16 protein-coding genes are annotated in these 14,122 nt (G+C 68.8%); 4 read left to right on the forward strand and 12 right to left on the reverse strand.

The features are described from left to right. Positions 1-2 precede the first annotated feature (2 nt). Genes flgE through flgB form a run of 4 tightly spaced genes read right to left on the reverse strand, consistent with a single transcriptional unit; the run spans position 3 to position 2,805 of the window. Entirely contained in the window at positions 3-1,241 is a 1,239-nt protein-coding gene (gene flgE, locus ASF43_RS23405) for a flagellar hook protein FlgE (protein WP_056186452.1), read from the reverse strand. Positions 1,242-1,271: 30 nt separating this feature from the next. Continuing rightward, a complete protein-coding gene (locus ASF43_RS23410; protein WP_056186455.1) occupies positions 1,272-1,928 on the reverse strand; it encodes a flagellar hook assembly protein FlgD in 657 nt (218 codons plus the stop codon). 28 nt (positions 1,929-1,956) lie between these two features. Beyond that, complete coding sequence (flgC, locus tag ASF43_RS23415; RefSeq protein ID WP_056186459.1) at positions 1,957-2,361, reverse strand: flagellar basal body rod protein FlgC; 405 nt, start codon at positions 2,359-2,361, stop codon at positions 1,957-1,959. Between the two features lie 12 nt (positions 2,362-2,373). Beyond that, positions 2,374-2,805 carry a flagellar basal body rod protein FlgB gene (flgB, locus tag ASF43_RS23420; protein ID WP_056186699.1) on the reverse strand — a complete coding sequence of 144 codons (432 nt, stop codon included), beginning with the start codon at positions 2,803-2,805 and terminating at the stop codon, positions 2,374-2,376. Between the two features lie 188 nt (positions 2,806-2,993). Between flgB and flgA the strand changes: the two genes are divergently transcribed. From flgA to ASF43_RS31835, 4 genes are all read left to right on the forward strand, one after another. Continuing rightward, positions 2,994-3,695, forward strand: a complete 702-nt coding sequence (flgA, locus tag ASF43_RS23425; RefSeq protein WP_056186702.1) for a flagellar basal body P-ring formation chaperone FlgA — start codon at positions 2,994-2,996, stop codon at positions 3,693-3,695. A 99-nt stretch (positions 3,696-3,794) separates the two neighbouring features. Further along, entirely contained in the window at positions 3,795-4,124 is a 330-nt protein-coding gene (flgM, locus tag ASF43_RS23430; RefSeq protein WP_082498108.1) for a flagellar biosynthesis anti-sigma factor FlgM, read from the forward strand. Between the two features lie 19 nt (positions 4,125-4,143). Next, positions 4,144-4,518, forward strand: a complete 375-nt coding sequence (locus ASF43_RS23435; protein WP_056186465.1) for a hypothetical protein — start codon at positions 4,144-4,146, stop codon at positions 4,516-4,518. A 171-nt stretch (positions 4,519-4,689) separates the two neighbouring features. Further along, positions 4,690-5,478: a PEP-CTERM sorting domain-containing protein gene (locus ASF43_RS31835; protein WP_082498109.1), complete on the forward strand. Its 789-nt coding sequence runs from the start codon at positions 4,690-4,692 to the stop codon at positions 5,476-5,478. 78 nt (positions 5,479-5,556) lie between these two features. Here the strand turns inward: ASF43_RS31835 and ASF43_RS23445 are convergent, their stop codons facing one another. From ASF43_RS23445 to motB, 8 genes are all read right to left on the reverse strand, one after another. Continuing rightward, on the reverse strand, positions 5,557-6,270 hold the full coding sequence (locus ASF43_RS23445; RefSeq protein ID WP_056186471.1) for an RNA polymerase sigma factor FliA: 714 nt from the start codon (positions 6,268-6,270) through the stop codon (positions 5,557-5,559). A gap of 36 nt (positions 6,271-6,306) precedes the next feature. After that, complete coding sequence (locus tag ASF43_RS23450; RefSeq protein ID WP_056186474.1) at positions 6,307-7,050, reverse strand: hypothetical protein; 744 nt, start codon at positions 7,048-7,050, stop codon at positions 6,307-6,309. Then, positions 7,043-8,527, reverse strand: a complete 1,485-nt coding sequence (gene flhF / locus ASF43_RS23455) for a flagellar biosynthesis protein FlhF (protein ID WP_056186477.1) — start codon at positions 8,525-8,527, stop codon at positions 7,043-7,045. The genes ASF43_RS23450 and flhF overlap by 8 nt, the downstream gene beginning before the upstream one ends. Further along, positions 8,524-10,602, reverse strand: coding sequence for a flagellar biosynthesis protein FlhA (gene flhA, locus ASF43_RS23460; RefSeq protein WP_056186480.1), 2,079 nt, complete (start codon positions 10,600-10,602; stop codon positions 8,524-8,526). Before flhA ends, flhF begins: the two co-directional genes overlap by 4 nt. After that, entirely contained in the window at positions 10,599-11,807 is a 1,209-nt protein-coding gene (locus ASF43_RS23465; protein WP_056186483.1) for a flagellar biosynthesis protein FlhB, read from the reverse strand. Before ASF43_RS23465 ends, flhA begins: the two co-directional genes overlap by 4 nt. Positions 11,808-12,051: 244 nt before the next feature. Next, the gene (locus ASF43_RS23470; protein WP_056186486.1) at positions 12,052-12,690 is read right to left on the reverse strand and encodes a protein phosphatase CheZ; all 639 of its coding nucleotides are present in this window, start codon (positions 12,688-12,690) and stop codon (positions 12,052-12,054) included. Between the two features lie 11 nt (positions 12,691-12,701). After that, positions 12,702-13,085 carry a chemotaxis response regulator CheY gene (gene cheY, locus ASF43_RS23475; protein WP_082498110.1) on the reverse strand — a complete coding sequence of 128 codons (384 nt, stop codon included), beginning with the start codon at positions 13,083-13,085 and terminating at the stop codon, positions 12,702-12,704. 59 nt (positions 13,086-13,144) lie between these two features. Continuing rightward, positions 13,145-14,107, reverse strand: a complete 963-nt coding sequence (gene motB, locus ASF43_RS23480; protein ID WP_056186489.1) for a flagellar motor protein MotB — start codon at positions 14,105-14,107, stop codon at positions 13,145-13,147. Positions 14,108-14,122 lie beyond the last annotated feature (15 nt).

Genomic DNA, 14,122 nt, shown 5'->3' on the forward strand with positions numbered 1-14,122 from the left:
GATCAACGCAGGTTCAGCAGGGTGTTCATGAGCTGGTCCTGCGTCTTGATGGTCTGCGCGTTGGCCTGGTAGGTGCGCTGCGCGGTCATCATGTTCACGAGTTCCTTGGTCAGGTCCACGTTGGAGTCTTCCAGCGCGCCGGCGCGCAGCACGCCCAGGTTGCCGGTGCCGGGCACGCCGGTGGCGGTCGGCGCGCCCGAGGACGACGTGGCCACCCACAGGTTGCCGCCGATGGGCTGCAGGCCCTGCACGTTGGTGAACGTGGCCAGCTGGATCTGGCCGGCCGCGATCGACTTGCCGTTCGAATACACGCCCTGGATCACGCCGCTCTCGTCGATGTTGATCTTGGTCAGCGTGCCCGGCGCCTGGCCGTCGGTCGTGGCCTTGGTCACCGAGAACTTGGACGAGCCGAACTGCGTGGCGCGCTCCAGGTTGAACGTCAGGGCCGGCGAGCGCGTGGCGCCGTCGCCCTCGGGCAGCGTCAGGCCGGCCGGCGTGAACTTGGCCGGCGAGGGCGACGACAGGTTGCCGTCGTTGTCGAAGGCCAGCGGGCCGGCCAGCGTGGGCGTGCCGCCGTCCACGGCGTAGTACATGTCCCAGGTGTTGGCGCTGGTCTTGGTGAAGTACATCGACACCGGCACTTCGGTGCCCTGCGAGTTGTAGGCGATGGCCGAGGTGCCATAGGTGTCCAGCGGCGGCACCAGGGCGGCGGGCGCCGTGCCCGTGGCCACGGGGGCCGATGCGTCCAGGTTGAAGCGCATGTCGATCTTGGTCGTGAGCTGCGCCTCGATCTCGCCGCCCGCAGGCAGCACCAGCGGGCCGACGGCGCCGCCGGTGGGGATGGTGCCGTCGGCCGCGGCCGTCAGCCCCATCAGGGTGCCGCCATCGCTGGTGACGATCTGGCCTTCCTTGGTCATCTTGAAGGTGCCGTCACGCGTGTAGGCCGGCGTGCCATTGGGCTGCGTGATCTGGAAGAAGCCGTTGCCGTTGATGGCCACGTCCATGCTGTTGCCGGTGATGCTGACGTTGCCCTGCGTGAACTGCTGCGACACGGCGTTGACTTCCACGCCGATGCCGCTGTTCACGCCGCCCGAGGAGCCCAGGTTGGACGCGTACAGCTCGGCGAATTCGGCGCGCGAGGCCTTCATGCCGGTGGTGTTGGCATTGGCGATGTTGTGGCCGATCACGTCCAGGTTCTTGCTGGCGGCGTTCAGACCGGAGAGGCCTTGTTGAAAACTCATGGGGAGCTCCTGAGAGGGCGGGGCGGGCGGTTAAAGGATGGCCTTGACGGCGCTGTAGGCCACGGCGTCGCGCCCGGCCAGTTGCAGCATCAAGGTGTTGTTCTCGTTGCTGACGGAGCCGACCTTGGCGCGTTCGAGCGCTGTGGCCGTCACGGCGGTGTTGTTGTTGGTGGCAGTGACCTTGAATTGCAGGGTTTCGGAGCCTGCGTATTTGGTGGCGTCCCATTCGAAGGATTGGCGGCCCGCGGCGAGGTTGCCCATCTGCAGCGTGTCGACCAGCGTGCCGCCGGGCGTGCGGATCTCCACCTTCACGGCGTCGGCCGCGCCGCCCAGGTCGAAGCTGCCGCGGCCCACGCCGTCGGCCACGGCCACCCGCGAGCCCGGCACCAGCACGTCGCGCCCGACCATGGTCGCGCCCTGCAGCGTCTGCAGCGAGGCCAGCTGCGACAACATGCCGGTCACGGTGGCGTTCAGCGTCTCGATGCCGGTCACGGTGTTGAGCTGCGCGATCTGCGAGGTCATCTGCGCGTTGTCCATGGGGTTCATGGGGTCCTGGCTGTTGAGCTGGGCGACCAGCAGCTTCAGGAAGCGGTCCTGCGTCGCCTGCGCGGTCGAGGTGCTGTTGCTGGTGCTGCTGCCGGCGGCAGTGCCGTTGACGGAGTTCAGGACGTCGGTGCTGATGGCCATGTCGTGCTTTCGTTGGTTCGGGTGCGGCTCACTGGCCCATCTGCAGCGTCTTGAGCAGCAGGGTCTTGGCGGTGTTCATGACTTCCACGTTGTTCTGGTAGGAGCGCGAGGCCGAGATCATGTTGACCATCTCCTCCACCGCGTTCACGTTGGAATGCGTGACGTAGCCCTGCGCGTCGGCCAGCGGGTGGTTCGGGTCCAGCACCTTGCGCGGCGCCGCGTCGCTCTCGGTGACCTGGCGCACGGCCACGCCGGCGGCGCTGTCGGCGCCCATCAGCGTGGTCTGGAAGACCACCTGGCGCGCCTTGTAGGCCGCGCCGTCCGGGCCGGCCACGGCGTCCACGTTGGCCAGGTTGCTGGCCACCACGTTCAGCCGCTGCGACTGCGCGCTGATGCCGCTGCCGGAGACGCCGAAGATCGAGAACATGGACATGTCAGCTCTCCTTTACTGGCCCGTGATGGCGGCCAGCATGGTCTTGGACTGGCCGTTGATGAAGCGCAGCGCGGCTTCGTAGCGCACGGTGTTGTCCACGAAGTTGGCGCGCTCGCGGTCCAGGTCCACGGTGTTGTTGTCCATGTTGGGCTGGGCCTGCACGCTGTAGCCCATGTCGGCCCTGCCACCGGCGCCGCCGCCCAGCTCGCCGATCGGGGAGAAGGCCATGTGCTGGCGGTTGGTGCGCGCCTGTTCGGTCGACACGCTGTAGCCCTTGTCGCCGTGCATCACGTTCTGCAGCGCGTCGCCGAACTTGTAGTCGCGTGCCACGAATCCGGGCGTGTCCACGTTGGCGATGTTGCTGGCGATCGTGCGCTGGCGTTCCGAGCGCAGCAGCAGGGCGCGGGCCTGGAAGTCCATCGATCCGGTGAGTTTGTCCAGCATGTGCGGCACCTCGTGCAATTGGTTGCGCCCCACGGGTGGCCCGGGGGCGGGGAGTGCTGGGAATCTTAAAAACGCCGGGTCTGCGCGAAGCGGCGATGAAACCGGTGTTTGGCGGGCAGTTCGGCCCTTCGGGCGCGCTGCGCCTGCCTACAGTTGCGGCTGTTCTTTCACGCTTGCAGGAGATGACCATGGTGCTTGCCCACTGGTTGCGCCGGCTGCCGGTGCTGGCCCTTGCGGTGGCCAGCGTCCCCGCCGCCGCCCAATACGCCGAGGCCACCCAGCAATGGGCGGAGCAGGCCCTGGCCCAGTTGCCGCAGGACGCCAAGGGCCCGCTGCGCATGGAAGTGGCCGTCGGCGCGCTGGACAGCCGGCTGCGCCTGGCGCCCTGCACCCAGGTCGAGCCCTACATGCCGCCGAACACGCGGCTGTGGGGCCGCACGCGGCTGGGCCTGCGCTGCGTGGACGGCGTGGCGCGCTGGAGCGTCTTCCTGCCGGTCACGGTCAAGGCCTTCGGCCCGGCCTGGGTGCTGCGCGGCCAGGTGGCCCAGGGCGCGGTGCTGACGGCCGACGACGCCGAGCAGGCCGAGGTGGACTGGGCCGAGGACCGCTCGCCCGTGCTGGCCGACCCGGCACTGTGGGTGGGCCAGATCACCACGCGTTCGTACATGCCGGGCCAGGCCATCCGCCAGTCCATGGTCAAGCCGCCGGTGGCGTTCCAGGCCGGCACACAGGTGCGCGTCGTGGCCCAGGGCCAGGGCTTTGCCGTCAGCTCCGACGCGCAGGCGCTGTCGGCCGGCGTGATCGGCCAGGTCGCCCGCGTGCGCATGGAGAGCGGCCGCATCCTCACCGGCATGGTGCTGGATGCCCGCACAGTCCAGCTCGACATGTGAACCGGGGCCAGGGAATTTCCATGCGAACCCTCAAGTTGATCCGCCATCTGCCGAAACCATGGCTACGATGCCCTGCACCCAGGGACCATGGAGAGCGCAATGAAGATAGGCCAATCGCCCGATACGACCCCCGGAGCCATGGCTCCGGCGGCGAAACGGCCCGGGCCGGAGCTGGAAGCCGCCGCCCAGGCGAAATCTGCTGCCGCAAAACCGGCGGCGGGCCCCTCCGTGTCGGTCTCCACGCTGAGCCGCACGCTGGAGACTTCGCGCCGCGCCGACTTCGGCGACATCGACCAGGTCAAGGTCGACGAGATCAAGGCCGCCATTGCCAGTGGCACGTACAAGGTCGACGCCGAGGCGATCGCCGACCGGATGCTGGCCAATGCCGAGGAAATGCTGCAACCCAAGGGCCCGGTCTCCAACGGCTGACGCCCGCCGGGAGCGCGCTGTGAACCACGAGCGCCTCCATTCCCGCCTCGCCGACGTCGAAACCCTGCTGGCCGACATGGCCGATCTGCTGGTCCGCGGCGACGCCCCCTCCTTCGAAACCGCTGCCACGGCCCTGCGCCAGGCCATGGTCGAGCTGGCCCATGCCAGCCAGCGCGCCGACGGTCCACCCCCCCATGCCGATCTGCGCGAGCGCCTGCAGCGGGTGGCCCATGCCCTGGTGCGCCAGCGCGAGAACCTGGCCCGCCGCAGCGTGATCAACGAGCGCGGCCTGGCCGCCGTGCTGCCTCAGCACCGGGCGACCTATACGGCGCCCGGGCGCCAGGGCCCGTTCCGCGGCTCGGTTGCACGCCTCTACGTCACGCCCGCGACCTGAAACATTCGCCTACCGTAAGCCAGCCCACCTGCTCGCGCGGCTGTCAAATCCGTCGACAGCCGAAGCAGTGCGATTGTTGACAGTGGCGGGCAGGCCGAGAGCGCTCTGTGATTTTGTGCTCGCAAAAAAATCACATGCGTCTGGCACGCATGGTGCATACACGGAAGCACCATGCAACACTTCAAACATCTTCTCTCTGCTGCAGTGCTCTTCACTGTCGCCGTCGCAAGCCAAGCCGCCACTGTGCGGGTCGACTTTGATTCGCCGCTATTCGACCAGCGCGCGGACAAAGGCTTCGACAGCAACGTCTCGGTGTCCTACCCGGGCGGCAAACGTACGGTGGACGCGGGCACCTTCAGCGGCACGGCGTCCCGTTTCAACGGCGTCCAGTCCTCGGTCTTCGTGTCGACGAGCGACTTCTACGCCTACTGCTACGACCTGGACGAGACCGTCCAGGCCGGCCAGCGGGTGAATTACACGGTGAACATGGACGGCGGTACCGCGCGCACGCTCGATTTTCTGGGCGCCGTGAACTACAAGCTGAGCCTGGACCGTGGCTACTACGACCCGTATGCCTGGTTGAACCCTTCGGACAGTTCGATGGGCGCTGCCATCCAGCTGGGCATTTGGGAAAGCCTGTACGAGACGTCCAGCGCGTGGTCCAGCTCGAACGGCGCGTTCCGGGCCACGGCCGGTGTGCGGTCCGCCACCGCCACCATGCTCAGCGCCTTCTATGCGGTGCTGGGCCGGTCGAACGCACTGGAGAGTCAGTTCGTGATGACCCTCACCGCCTCGGGCGCGCAGGATCTGATCACGGGGTCTGTTCCAGTCGCGGTCGTGCCGCCCGTCACGCCGCCCGCGGTGGTGCCACCGACCAACCAGGTGCCCGAACCGGCATCGTTGGCCCTGTTCGGGCTGGCGATTGCGGGCCTGGGCCTGGCACGCCGCCGCAGGGCCTGAGCCACGGTTCGTCCGACCCGCGCCACGACAACAGAACCCGCTTCGGCGGGTTTTGTTTTGGCCGCGCGGCACCGTCCGTCAGTGCGCGCGCATCTTGGCGCGCAGCCGCGCCACCGACTGACTGTGCAGCTGGCACACGCGCGACTCGGTGATGCCCAGCACGGCGGCGATCTCCTTGAGGTTCAGGTCCTTCTCGTAGTACATGCTCATGATGTACTGCTCGCGCTCGGGCAGCGACTTGATGGCGTCGACCAGGGCCTGGCGCAGCCGGGCGTCGCGCAGCATCTGCATGGGGTCGGCATCAGCGTCACCGGTGTGCCGGTCCAGGAAGCTGTCGTCGCCGTCGTCGCCGGTCATGTCTTCCAGGTAGACCAGCTGCGTGCCGCGCACCTTGCCCAGCAGGTCCTGGTAGTCGGCCAGCGTCATGCCCAGCTCCTCGGCGATCTCCGATTCCCTGGGGCTGCGGCCGAGCTTTTGCTCGACCTTGCGCAGCGCGCGCTCGATGTCCTTCTGGCTCTTGCGCGAACCGCGCGACATCCAGTCGCCCTCGCGCAGCTCATCGATCATCGCGCCGCGGATGCGCTGGGTGGCGAAGGTCTCGAATTGCACGCCCTGCGCCACCTCATAGCGCGTCAGTGCCTCGGACAGGCCGATCATGCCGACCTGGATCAGGTCGTCCAGCTCCACGTTGGGCGGCAGCTTGGCGATCATGTGGTGGGCGAGCCGACGCACCAGCGGAACGTACTGCCGGATCATGTGTTCGCGGTCGAACTGGCCTTTGGCGGTGTACATGTTGTTGTCGTGCCCTACACAACGCTCTGGATCATGTCAGAGGCCTTTTCCCGCATGGGCGAAAGGGGCGGCACCGCCCTCCAGCAGGCGCAGCGCGAGCCGGTGCACGTCGTCGTTGCGCCGCCCCGACTCCACCTCGCTCTGCACGGTGACCATGTCGGTCTCGCACCCCAGGAAGGTCATGGCGCATTTTTGCAGATTTCGGCCGGCTGTTCTGGCCAATTGCTCCGCATTGCGCAACGGTGCGACGGCCAGCGCGACCAGCGTGGGCACCAGCTGGGCCTGCATGCGGAACTGCTTGAGCGTGCCGTAGCTGCGCAGCATGGCGCGCCGGCCAGGCGTGATGGCCAGCACGGGCTGCGCCTGGCTGCCGGCCAGCACCGGGATCAGCAGCTCGGCGCGCGCATACAGCACCAGCACGCCGCAGCCGTTCAGCAGCTGCCCGAGCCGGGCCAGTGGCGGGGCCGAGCCCTGGCCGAGCGCGCGCAGCCCGGCGGCCGCCGGCATCACGGCCCATTCGGAATCGTCGGTCGCGCCGATTGCGGCCCAGGGCATGTGCTGCATCAGGTCGACCAGGCCCGGCCGCGTGGCCGATTCCATGCTCGTGCCGTCCAGCACCACAGGCGGGTAGCCGTAGCCCTGCAAAGCCTGGCACAGCTGCCACAGCAGCGGCTGTTCGTGGGCCTGGTCGCCCTGGCTGACCAGGGTGATCAGGCGGGGCTGGCCCTGCGCGGCGATCTGCCGCAGGCTGGCTCCCTGGCCGGCGATGTGCTCAAGCATGGGCGCCCGCTCCGGGTTGTCTGGACCTGCCGGCCGAGGAGAAGAAAAAGTTGAGGTCGGAGGGCTGCGGGTCGTAGGCCGAGCGCACGTTGCTGCGCATGGACGCGCCGATCAGCTTGGCGGCGCTGGCGCGCTCGAAGTCCTCGGGCACGCGCTGGCCGTTGCAGACGCCGCGCAGCAGCAGCTGGTGGCGGATGGCTGCGTCCAACGAGGGGCCCAGCTTCACGGCTTCGTCGACCTTGGACAGGATGGCCTGCTGCACGCCGCTGGTCTTGAAGGAGCCCATCACGTCGTCCAGCATGTCGCCATGGGCGCCGGCATTGACCACCAGCAGGCGCTGCACGCCGGGCAGGCCCAGCATGTCCAGCATGCCCTGCTTGCGCGGGTCGCGCGGGGCCACGCCGGTGGTGTCCACCAGCACCATCTTCTTGTTGGACAGCAGGCCCAGCAGGTCCTGCAGCGCGGCGCGGTCGTGCGCCAGGTGCGCCACCACGCCCAGCATGCGGCCGTAGCTGCGCAGCTGCTCGTGCGCGCCGACGCGGTAGGTGTCCAGCGTGACCAGGCCGACGCTGGCCGCGCCATGGGCCTGCACGCAGTGCGCGGCCAGCTTGGCGGCGGTGGTGGTCTTGCCCACGCCGGTGGCGCCGACCAGCGCGAACACGCCGCCCTGGTCGTACAGCGGCTGCTGCAGCTCGTCGGTGCGCAGGTTGCGCTGCAGCACCTCGATGACCCAGCGCACGGCGTCACCGGGCGCGTGTTCGGGCGGCAGGCGTTCCAGCAGCGCACGCGCCAGGTTCGGCGAGTAGCCGGCGCGGATCAGCTTGAGCATCAGGTTCGACTGGATCGGGTCCTGCCGCGCCTGGCCCAGCCAGGTCAGCGTGTTGAAGCGCTCCTCGATCATCTCCTTCATCGCCTGCAGCTCGTTCGAGATGGCGGGCGTGGCCGGGGCGGCGGCGGGCAGCGGTGCCGGCCGGGTGCGCAGCGCTTCCTTCACGAAGGGCAGGGCGTGCTGCACGCGCGGCGCGGCCGGCTCGGCGGGCGCGGCGGGCGCAATGGCCTGCGGCTGCATGCGCTCGGCCAGCTGCAGCAGCTGTGCGGCCTGGGGCAGCGCCTTGGCCGCGGCCGAGGCGCGCAGCGGCAGGCTTTCGCCGGCATCGGCCAGGGCCTCGTGGCGGCGGCGCAGCATGCGCTCGCGCACATAGTCCTGGAACGACAGCGTGCTCATGGCGAGCTGCTCGGCGTCCTCGGCCACGGGGTTGGTGGCCTGCTCGGCAGCAGGGGCGCGGGGCCGGGGCGCAGCGCCGGCCGGAGCCTGGCGGGCGTCCAGCGCCGACAGCGTGTCCTCGGCGGTCGCGACCACTTCCACGCCGGTGGCCGTGGGGCGGTTGGACAGGATCAGCGTGCCATCGCCGAATGCCATCCTGGCCTTGGCCAGAGCCTCGCGCGAGGTCGCGCCGGTAAAGCGTTGAATGTTCAAGATGCACCTCTCAGGATGGGGCCGATGCGGATGGAATGGGTCTCGGGAATCTCGCTGTGGCCCAGCACCTGCAGCCGGGGGGCCACGCGGCGCACCAGGCGCGAGATCGCGTTGCGGATCTGGTCGGGCACCAGCAGGCAGGCCGGCACGCCCAGCTCTTCCTGGCGCATGGCGACATCGGCCGCGTTCTTGGTCAGCAGCTCGGCCACGCTGGGGTCGAGCGAGGGGCCGGCGGCATTGCCCAGGGCCTGCACCAGCAGGCGCTCCAGGCCGGGCTCGATGGCGATCACGTTGAGCTCGCGCGTCGGGCCGTAGATCTGCTGCACGATGGCCGGGGCCAGCGCGATGCGCACGCGGCGCGCCAGCTCGGCCGGGTCGCTGATGGCGCCGGCATGCTCGGCCAGCGACTCGACGATGGTGCGGATGTCGCGGATGTGCACGGCTTCCTCCAGCAGCAACTGCAGCACCTTCTGGAAGGTGGCGATGGGCACCATCTTCGGTACCACTTCTTCGATGAGCTTCGGGGCCAGGCGTGTCACGTGTTCCACCAGTTGCTGGGTCTCGGTGCGGCTGAGCAAACGTGCCGCCTGCACCTGCATCAAGTGTGAAAGATGTGTGGCCATCACGGTTTCCGAATCAACGACGGTAAAGCCGGCCATTTGTGCCGCTTCCTTCTGCCGCTCGTCGATCCAGTGCGCCGGAAGGCCGAACGCCGGGTCGGTGGTGGCCGTGCCGATGAGCGGCGTGGTGATGCCGCCCGGGTTGATCGCCAGGTACATGCCGGGGTAGGCCTCGCCCTCGCCCACGACCACGCCGCGCAGCGTGATGCGGTAGGCGCTGGGCTTGAGCTCCAGGTTGTCGCGCACGTGCACGGCCGGCGGCAGGAAGCCCACCTCCTGCGCGAACTTGCGGCGCACGCCCTTGATGCGGTTGAGCAGGTCGCCCTGGCGCGTCTTGTCCACCAGCATGATGAGCCGGTAGCCCAGCTCCAGGCCCAGCAGGTCCACCGGCTGCAGGTCGTCCCAGCTGGCCTCGCCCTCGCCGGGCGCAGGCGGCGGGGGCGCGACCACCTCGTCCTTGGGGGGCCTGCGTGCCATGGCCCAGGCCGCGTAGCCCAGGATGGCGGCGGCGCCCAGGAACACGACGTGCGGCATGTTCGGGATCAGGCCCAGCAGCGCCATGATGCCGGCCGTGATGCCCAGCGTGCGAGGCGAGTTGAACAGCTGGTCGATGATCTGCACGCCGATGTCTTCGTCCTTGCCCACGCGCGAGACCACCATGGCCGCGGCCACCGAGATCAGCAGGCCGGGGATCTGCGCCACCAGCGCATCGCCGACGGCCAGCAGGATGTAGCTGTCGGCCGCCTCGCCGGCCGACAGGCCGTGCTGCAGCATGCCGATGGCAAAGCCCCCCACAATGTTGATGACCAGGATCAGGATGCCGGCCACGGCGTCGCCGCGCACGAACTTGCTGGCGCCGTCCATTGAGCCGAAGAACTCGGCCTCTTCGCCCACCTCGCGGCGCCGGCGCTTGGCTTCCTTGTCGTCGATCAGGCCGGCGTTCAGGTCGGCGTCCACCGCCATCTGCTTGCCGGGCATGGCGTCCAGCGTGAAGCGGGCCGAGACCTCGGCGATGCGCTCGGCGCCCTTGGTGATCACCACGAAGTTGATGACCACGAGGATCAGGAACACGATCAGGCCGACCGCGAAGTTGCCGCCGATCAGGAAGTGGCCGAAGGCCTCGATCACCGCGCCGGCCGCGCCCGGGCCGGTGTGGCCCTCCAGCAGCACGACGCGCGTGGAGGCCACGTTCAGCGACAGCCGCATCAGCGTGGTCAGCAGCAGCACGGCCGGAAAGGCCGCGAAGTCCAGCGGCCGCGTCATGTACGCCGCCACCATCATGACCATCAGCGCCACGGCGATGTTGACCGTGAAGAAGCTGTCCAGCAGCCAGGGCGGGATGGGCAGCACCATCAGCGCCAGCACGGCCACCACCAGCAGCGGCGCGGCCATGCCGCGCATTTGCTTGCCGTTGGACTGCAGCCAGGCCTGGGTCTTTTGCAGTTGCGCGTTCATCGCAGTGGTTCCACGGGGGTGATGTCGTCGACGGGGGCGTCAGGGGTGCCTTCTGCGCTTTCGGCCAGCACGGTCTTGCCCAGCGGGTCCAGCTCGGGCGGCACGAAGGGCGTGGGCTGTTCCTCGGGCATCGGGCCTTCGCCGCGCATCGCGGCCTTGAGCCGGTACACATAGGCCAGCACCTGGGCCACGGCGTTGTACAGCGCGGCCGGGATCTCGCCGTCCAGCTCGGCATGGGCGTACAGCGCGCGCGCCAGCATGGGCGACTGCAGCACCGGCACCTTGTGCTGCTGGGCCACCTCGCGGATGCGCATGGCCAGCAGGTCGGCGCCCTTGGCGATGACCTGGGGCGCCGCCATCGTCTTGTCGTCGTAGCGCAGCGCCACGGCGAAGTGGGTCGGGTTCATGAGCACGAAATCGGCCTTGGGCACGGCCTGGATGCTGCGGCGGTTGGCGATCTCGCGGGCCCGGGCGCGCAGCTGGCCCTTGAGCTGCGGGTTGCCTTCAGACTCCTTGTGCTCCTGCTTGACCTCCTGGTGCGACATCTTGAGCCGCGACTTGTGCAGGAAGGCCTGCAGCGGCACGTCGATCAGGGCCACGACGAACACCACCAGCAGCAGCAGCGCCATGCCCATGGTCAGCCACTGGCCCAGCAGGGCGATGGAGGCCACCGAGGGCTGCATCACCATGGCCGCCACGGTCTTGATGCTGCCCTTGAGGTAGGACCAGGCCACCGCGCCGAGCACGCCCGTGATGACCAGCAGCTTGCCGGTCTCGACCAGCTTTTCCTTGCTGAACAGCTTGGTGAAGCCCGACAGCGGGTCGAGCCGGTTGAGCTGCGGCATCAGCGGCTTGGTGGTCACGACCCAGCCGCCGGCGGCGATGGTGCTGCCCACGGCGGCGACCAGCACGATGGCCGCGAAGGCCACGGCGGCGGCCAGGCCGACCAGGGTCATCTGCTGCAGCCGGTCCAGCATGCTGGCGCTGTGCAGCAGGGTATCGGCCTGGAACCTGAGCTGCTGCGCCAGCGCGAGCTTGAGCCGGTCGAACAGCACCGGCGCCAACACCAGCAGCGCGAAGCTGCCCACGCCCAGCACGGCGATGTGCGAGAGGTCGCGCGAGCGTGCGACCTGGCCGTCCTTGCGCGACTGCTCCAGCTTGCGCTCGGAGGCGGGAAGGTTGCGGTCTTGGCTGCTGGATTCCATGGCATGCGGCGGAGGTTGAGCCGCATTGTCTGGAACGGGGGCCGGAACTAAAGGCCGATAAGAGGGGGCTTGGCGCCCCTATTGGCGGCCCTGCGTAACGCGCGCCAACCACGGCATTCGCACGGCCCTTGCCCTCGCCAGTCCCTGCCAGGGCACGCGCGGGCCCGGCTCTGCCAGGCCGACGGGTGCGCCCCCTTCGCGCAGCTCAAGGGGGGAGCGGCGAAGCCGCCTGGGGGGATGTGCTTCAGAACCCGAGGCTGGCCAGCAGGTCGTCCACCTGCGACTGGTCGGTCACCACGTCGTCGCGGCCCTCGCTGTCGACCACCGGGCCCTGCAGGCCCTGGGCCGCTGGCGCCGTCGCCTGGGCCGGCGCGGTCTGGATCAGCAGCGCCACGAGCTGTTCCTCGATGGTGGCCGCCAGCGTCACCACGCGCGCGATCACCTGGCCGGTCAGGTCGTGGAAGTCCTGCGCCATCATGATCTCGGTCAGGTGGGTGTCGATCTCCTTGCTGGCGCGGTCCACGTCGGCCACGAAGTTGAAGATCTGGCCCGTGGCCACGGCGGCGACCGGGTCCTTGACCAGCAGGTCGCCCACGCGCCGGGTCTCGGCGGCGATGAAGTCGTGCTGGGTCTTGGCCAGCTCCACGCGCGAGAGCACCTTCTCGGCCGCCTCGCCCGTCAGGCGGGCGATGTAGGAGAGCCGGCTTTGCGCGTCGGGCAGCTCGTCCACGCTGCCGCGCAGCTTGTCCACATAGCCGAGCTCGCTCAGCGAATCGTGCAGCTGGCGCGTCAGCAGGCCGATCTTGTGGTGTACGTCGGGGGCGGCGTCCTGGTCGGACGGCCCGGGAGGGGCAGGCTGCGGGGCAGCTTCGCTGGTCTGCATGGACGGCAGCCTTACATGCCCAGCTTCTTCAGGATGTGCGCCACCTTCTCTTCGAGGGTGGCCTTGGTGAAGGGCTTGACGATATAGCCAGCCGCGCCGCCCTGCGCCGCGGCGACGATGTCCTCCTTGCGCGCCTCGGCCGTCACCATGAGCACCGGCAGGTGCTTGAGCTTCTCGTCCTGCTTGATCTGCGTGAGCAGCTCGAAGCCGTTCATGTTCGGCATGTTGATGTCGCTGACCACGAAGTCGAAGCGCCCGTTGCGCAGTTTCTGCAGCGCGGCCACGCCGTCCTCGGCCTCCTCGGCCTCGGTGTAGCCGCTCTCCTTGAGCAGGTTGCGCACGATGCGCCGCATCGTGGAGAAGTCGTCGACGATCAGAAAGCGTAGGTCGGCCACGTTTGTTCCTTAAGGGGCGTTGGCTGGAAGAAGGCGCATGGGTCGAGCTCTCGATGTCCTCATCGTTTGCCGGGCAAGGGCAGCGTCTCGGTTTTGGGCCCGGTCTCGAAGACCGGGGCAGCAGGGGACGGCGCGATCGGCGCTATTGTGGCACCACCCATCAGCCGGCTTTCGGCCTCGCGCGTCATGACGGTCAGCGTGATGCGGCGGTTCACGGGCGCACCCGGGTTCTGCGTATCCAGCAGCCGGCTGGCGGCCAGCCCGACGACGCGGCCCAGCTTCTCGTCGGGCATGCCGGCGGCCACCAGCTCGCGCCGCGAGGCGTTGGCACGGTCGGCCGACAGCTCCCAGTTGCTGTAGCCGCGGTCGCCGTTGCCATAGGGCTTGCTGTCGGTGTGGCCAGCCAGGCTGATGCGGTTTTCCACGCCGTTCAGCGCGGCACCGATCTCGCGCAGGATCTCGCGCATGTAGGGTTTCACGAGCGCGCTGCCGCTATCGAACATGGGCCGGTTCTGGTCGTCCACGATCTGGATCTGCAGGCCGTCGGGCGTGGTCTCCAGCTGGATCTGCGAGCGGTACTCGTTGAGCTTGGGGCTGTTGGTGATCAGCGCCTCGATGCGCGTGCGCAGGTTCTCGATGCGCTGCGCGTCCTGGCGCGCCGCCTCGGCCTTGGACGACTCCTCGGCCATGCGCCGCTTCATCGGGTCGTCGGACTGGCCACGCATGGTCTGGCCGGTCTTCTCGGTGAGGTCTTTGCCGCCGCCGGGCAGGATGGAGTTGCTGGCGCCGGCGCCGCTGCCGCCCTGCATCGACACCTTGAGCGGCGCATTGAAATAGTCCGACAGGCCCTTCTTGTCGCCCTCGGACGTGGAGCCCAGCAGCCACATCAGCAGGAAGAAGGCCATCATGGCCGTCACGAAGTCGGCGTACGCGATCTTCCAGGCCCCGCCATGCGCCGCATGGCCGGACTTCTTGATCTTCTTGACGATGATCGGCTGCAGTTTCTTGGCGTCACCGGCCATGGCGCATCCCCCGGG

The organism is Pseudorhodoferax sp. Leaf267 (genome assembly GCF_001422405.1).
GTDB lineage: Bacteria > Pseudomonadota > Gammaproteobacteria > Burkholderiales > Burkholderiaceae_C > Pseudorhodoferax.

Excerpts from the sequence above, each read along its gene's own strand:
- flgE (WP_056186452.1), bottom strand. The coding sequence starts at position 1,241 with ATGAGTTTTCAACAAGGCCTCTCCGGTCTGAACGCCGCCAGCAAGAAC.
- ASF43_RS23410 (WP_056186455.1), bottom strand. The coding sequence starts at position 1,928 with ATGGCCATCAGCACCGACGTCCTGAACTCCGTCAACGGCACTGCCGCC.
- flgC (WP_056186459.1), bottom strand. The coding sequence starts at position 2,361 with ATGTCCATGTTCTCGATCTTCGGCGTCTCCGGCAGCGGCATCAGCGCG.
- flgB (WP_056186699.1), bottom strand. The coding sequence starts at position 2,805 with ATGCTGGACAAACTCACCGGATCGATGGACTTCCAGGCCCGCGCCCTG.
- flgA (WP_056186702.1), top strand. The coding sequence starts at position 2,994 with ATGGTGCTTGCCCACTGGTTGCGCCGGCTGCCGGTGCTGGCCCTTGCG.
- flgM (WP_082498108.1), top strand. The coding sequence starts at position 3,795 with ATGAAGATAGGCCAATCGCCCGATACGACCCCCGGAGCCATGGCTCCG.
- ASF43_RS31835 (WP_082498109.1), top strand. The coding sequence starts at position 4,690 with ATGCAACACTTCAAACATCTTCTCTCTGCTGCAGTGCTCTTCACTGTC.
- ASF43_RS23445 (WP_056186471.1), bottom strand. The coding sequence starts at position 6,270 with ATGTACACCGCCAAAGGCCAGTTCGACCGCGAACACATGATCCGGCAG.
- ASF43_RS23450 (WP_056186474.1), bottom strand. The coding sequence starts at position 7,050 with ATGCTTGAGCACATCGCCGGCCAGGGAGCCAGCCTGCGGCAGATCGCC.
- flhA (WP_056186480.1), bottom strand. The coding sequence starts at position 10,602 with ATGAACGCGCAACTGCAAAAGACCCAGGCCTGGCTGCAGTCCAACGGC.
- ASF43_RS23465 (WP_056186483.1), bottom strand. The coding sequence starts at position 11,807 with ATGGAATCCAGCAGCCAAGACCGCAACCTTCCCGCCTCCGAGCGCAAG.
- ASF43_RS23470 (WP_056186486.1), bottom strand. The coding sequence starts at position 12,690 with ATGCAGACCAGCGAAGCTGCCCCGCAGCCTGCCCCTCCCGGGCCGTCC.
- motB (WP_056186489.1), bottom strand. The coding sequence starts at position 14,107 with ATGGCCGGTGACGCCAAGAAACTGCAGCCGATCATCGTCAAGAAGATC.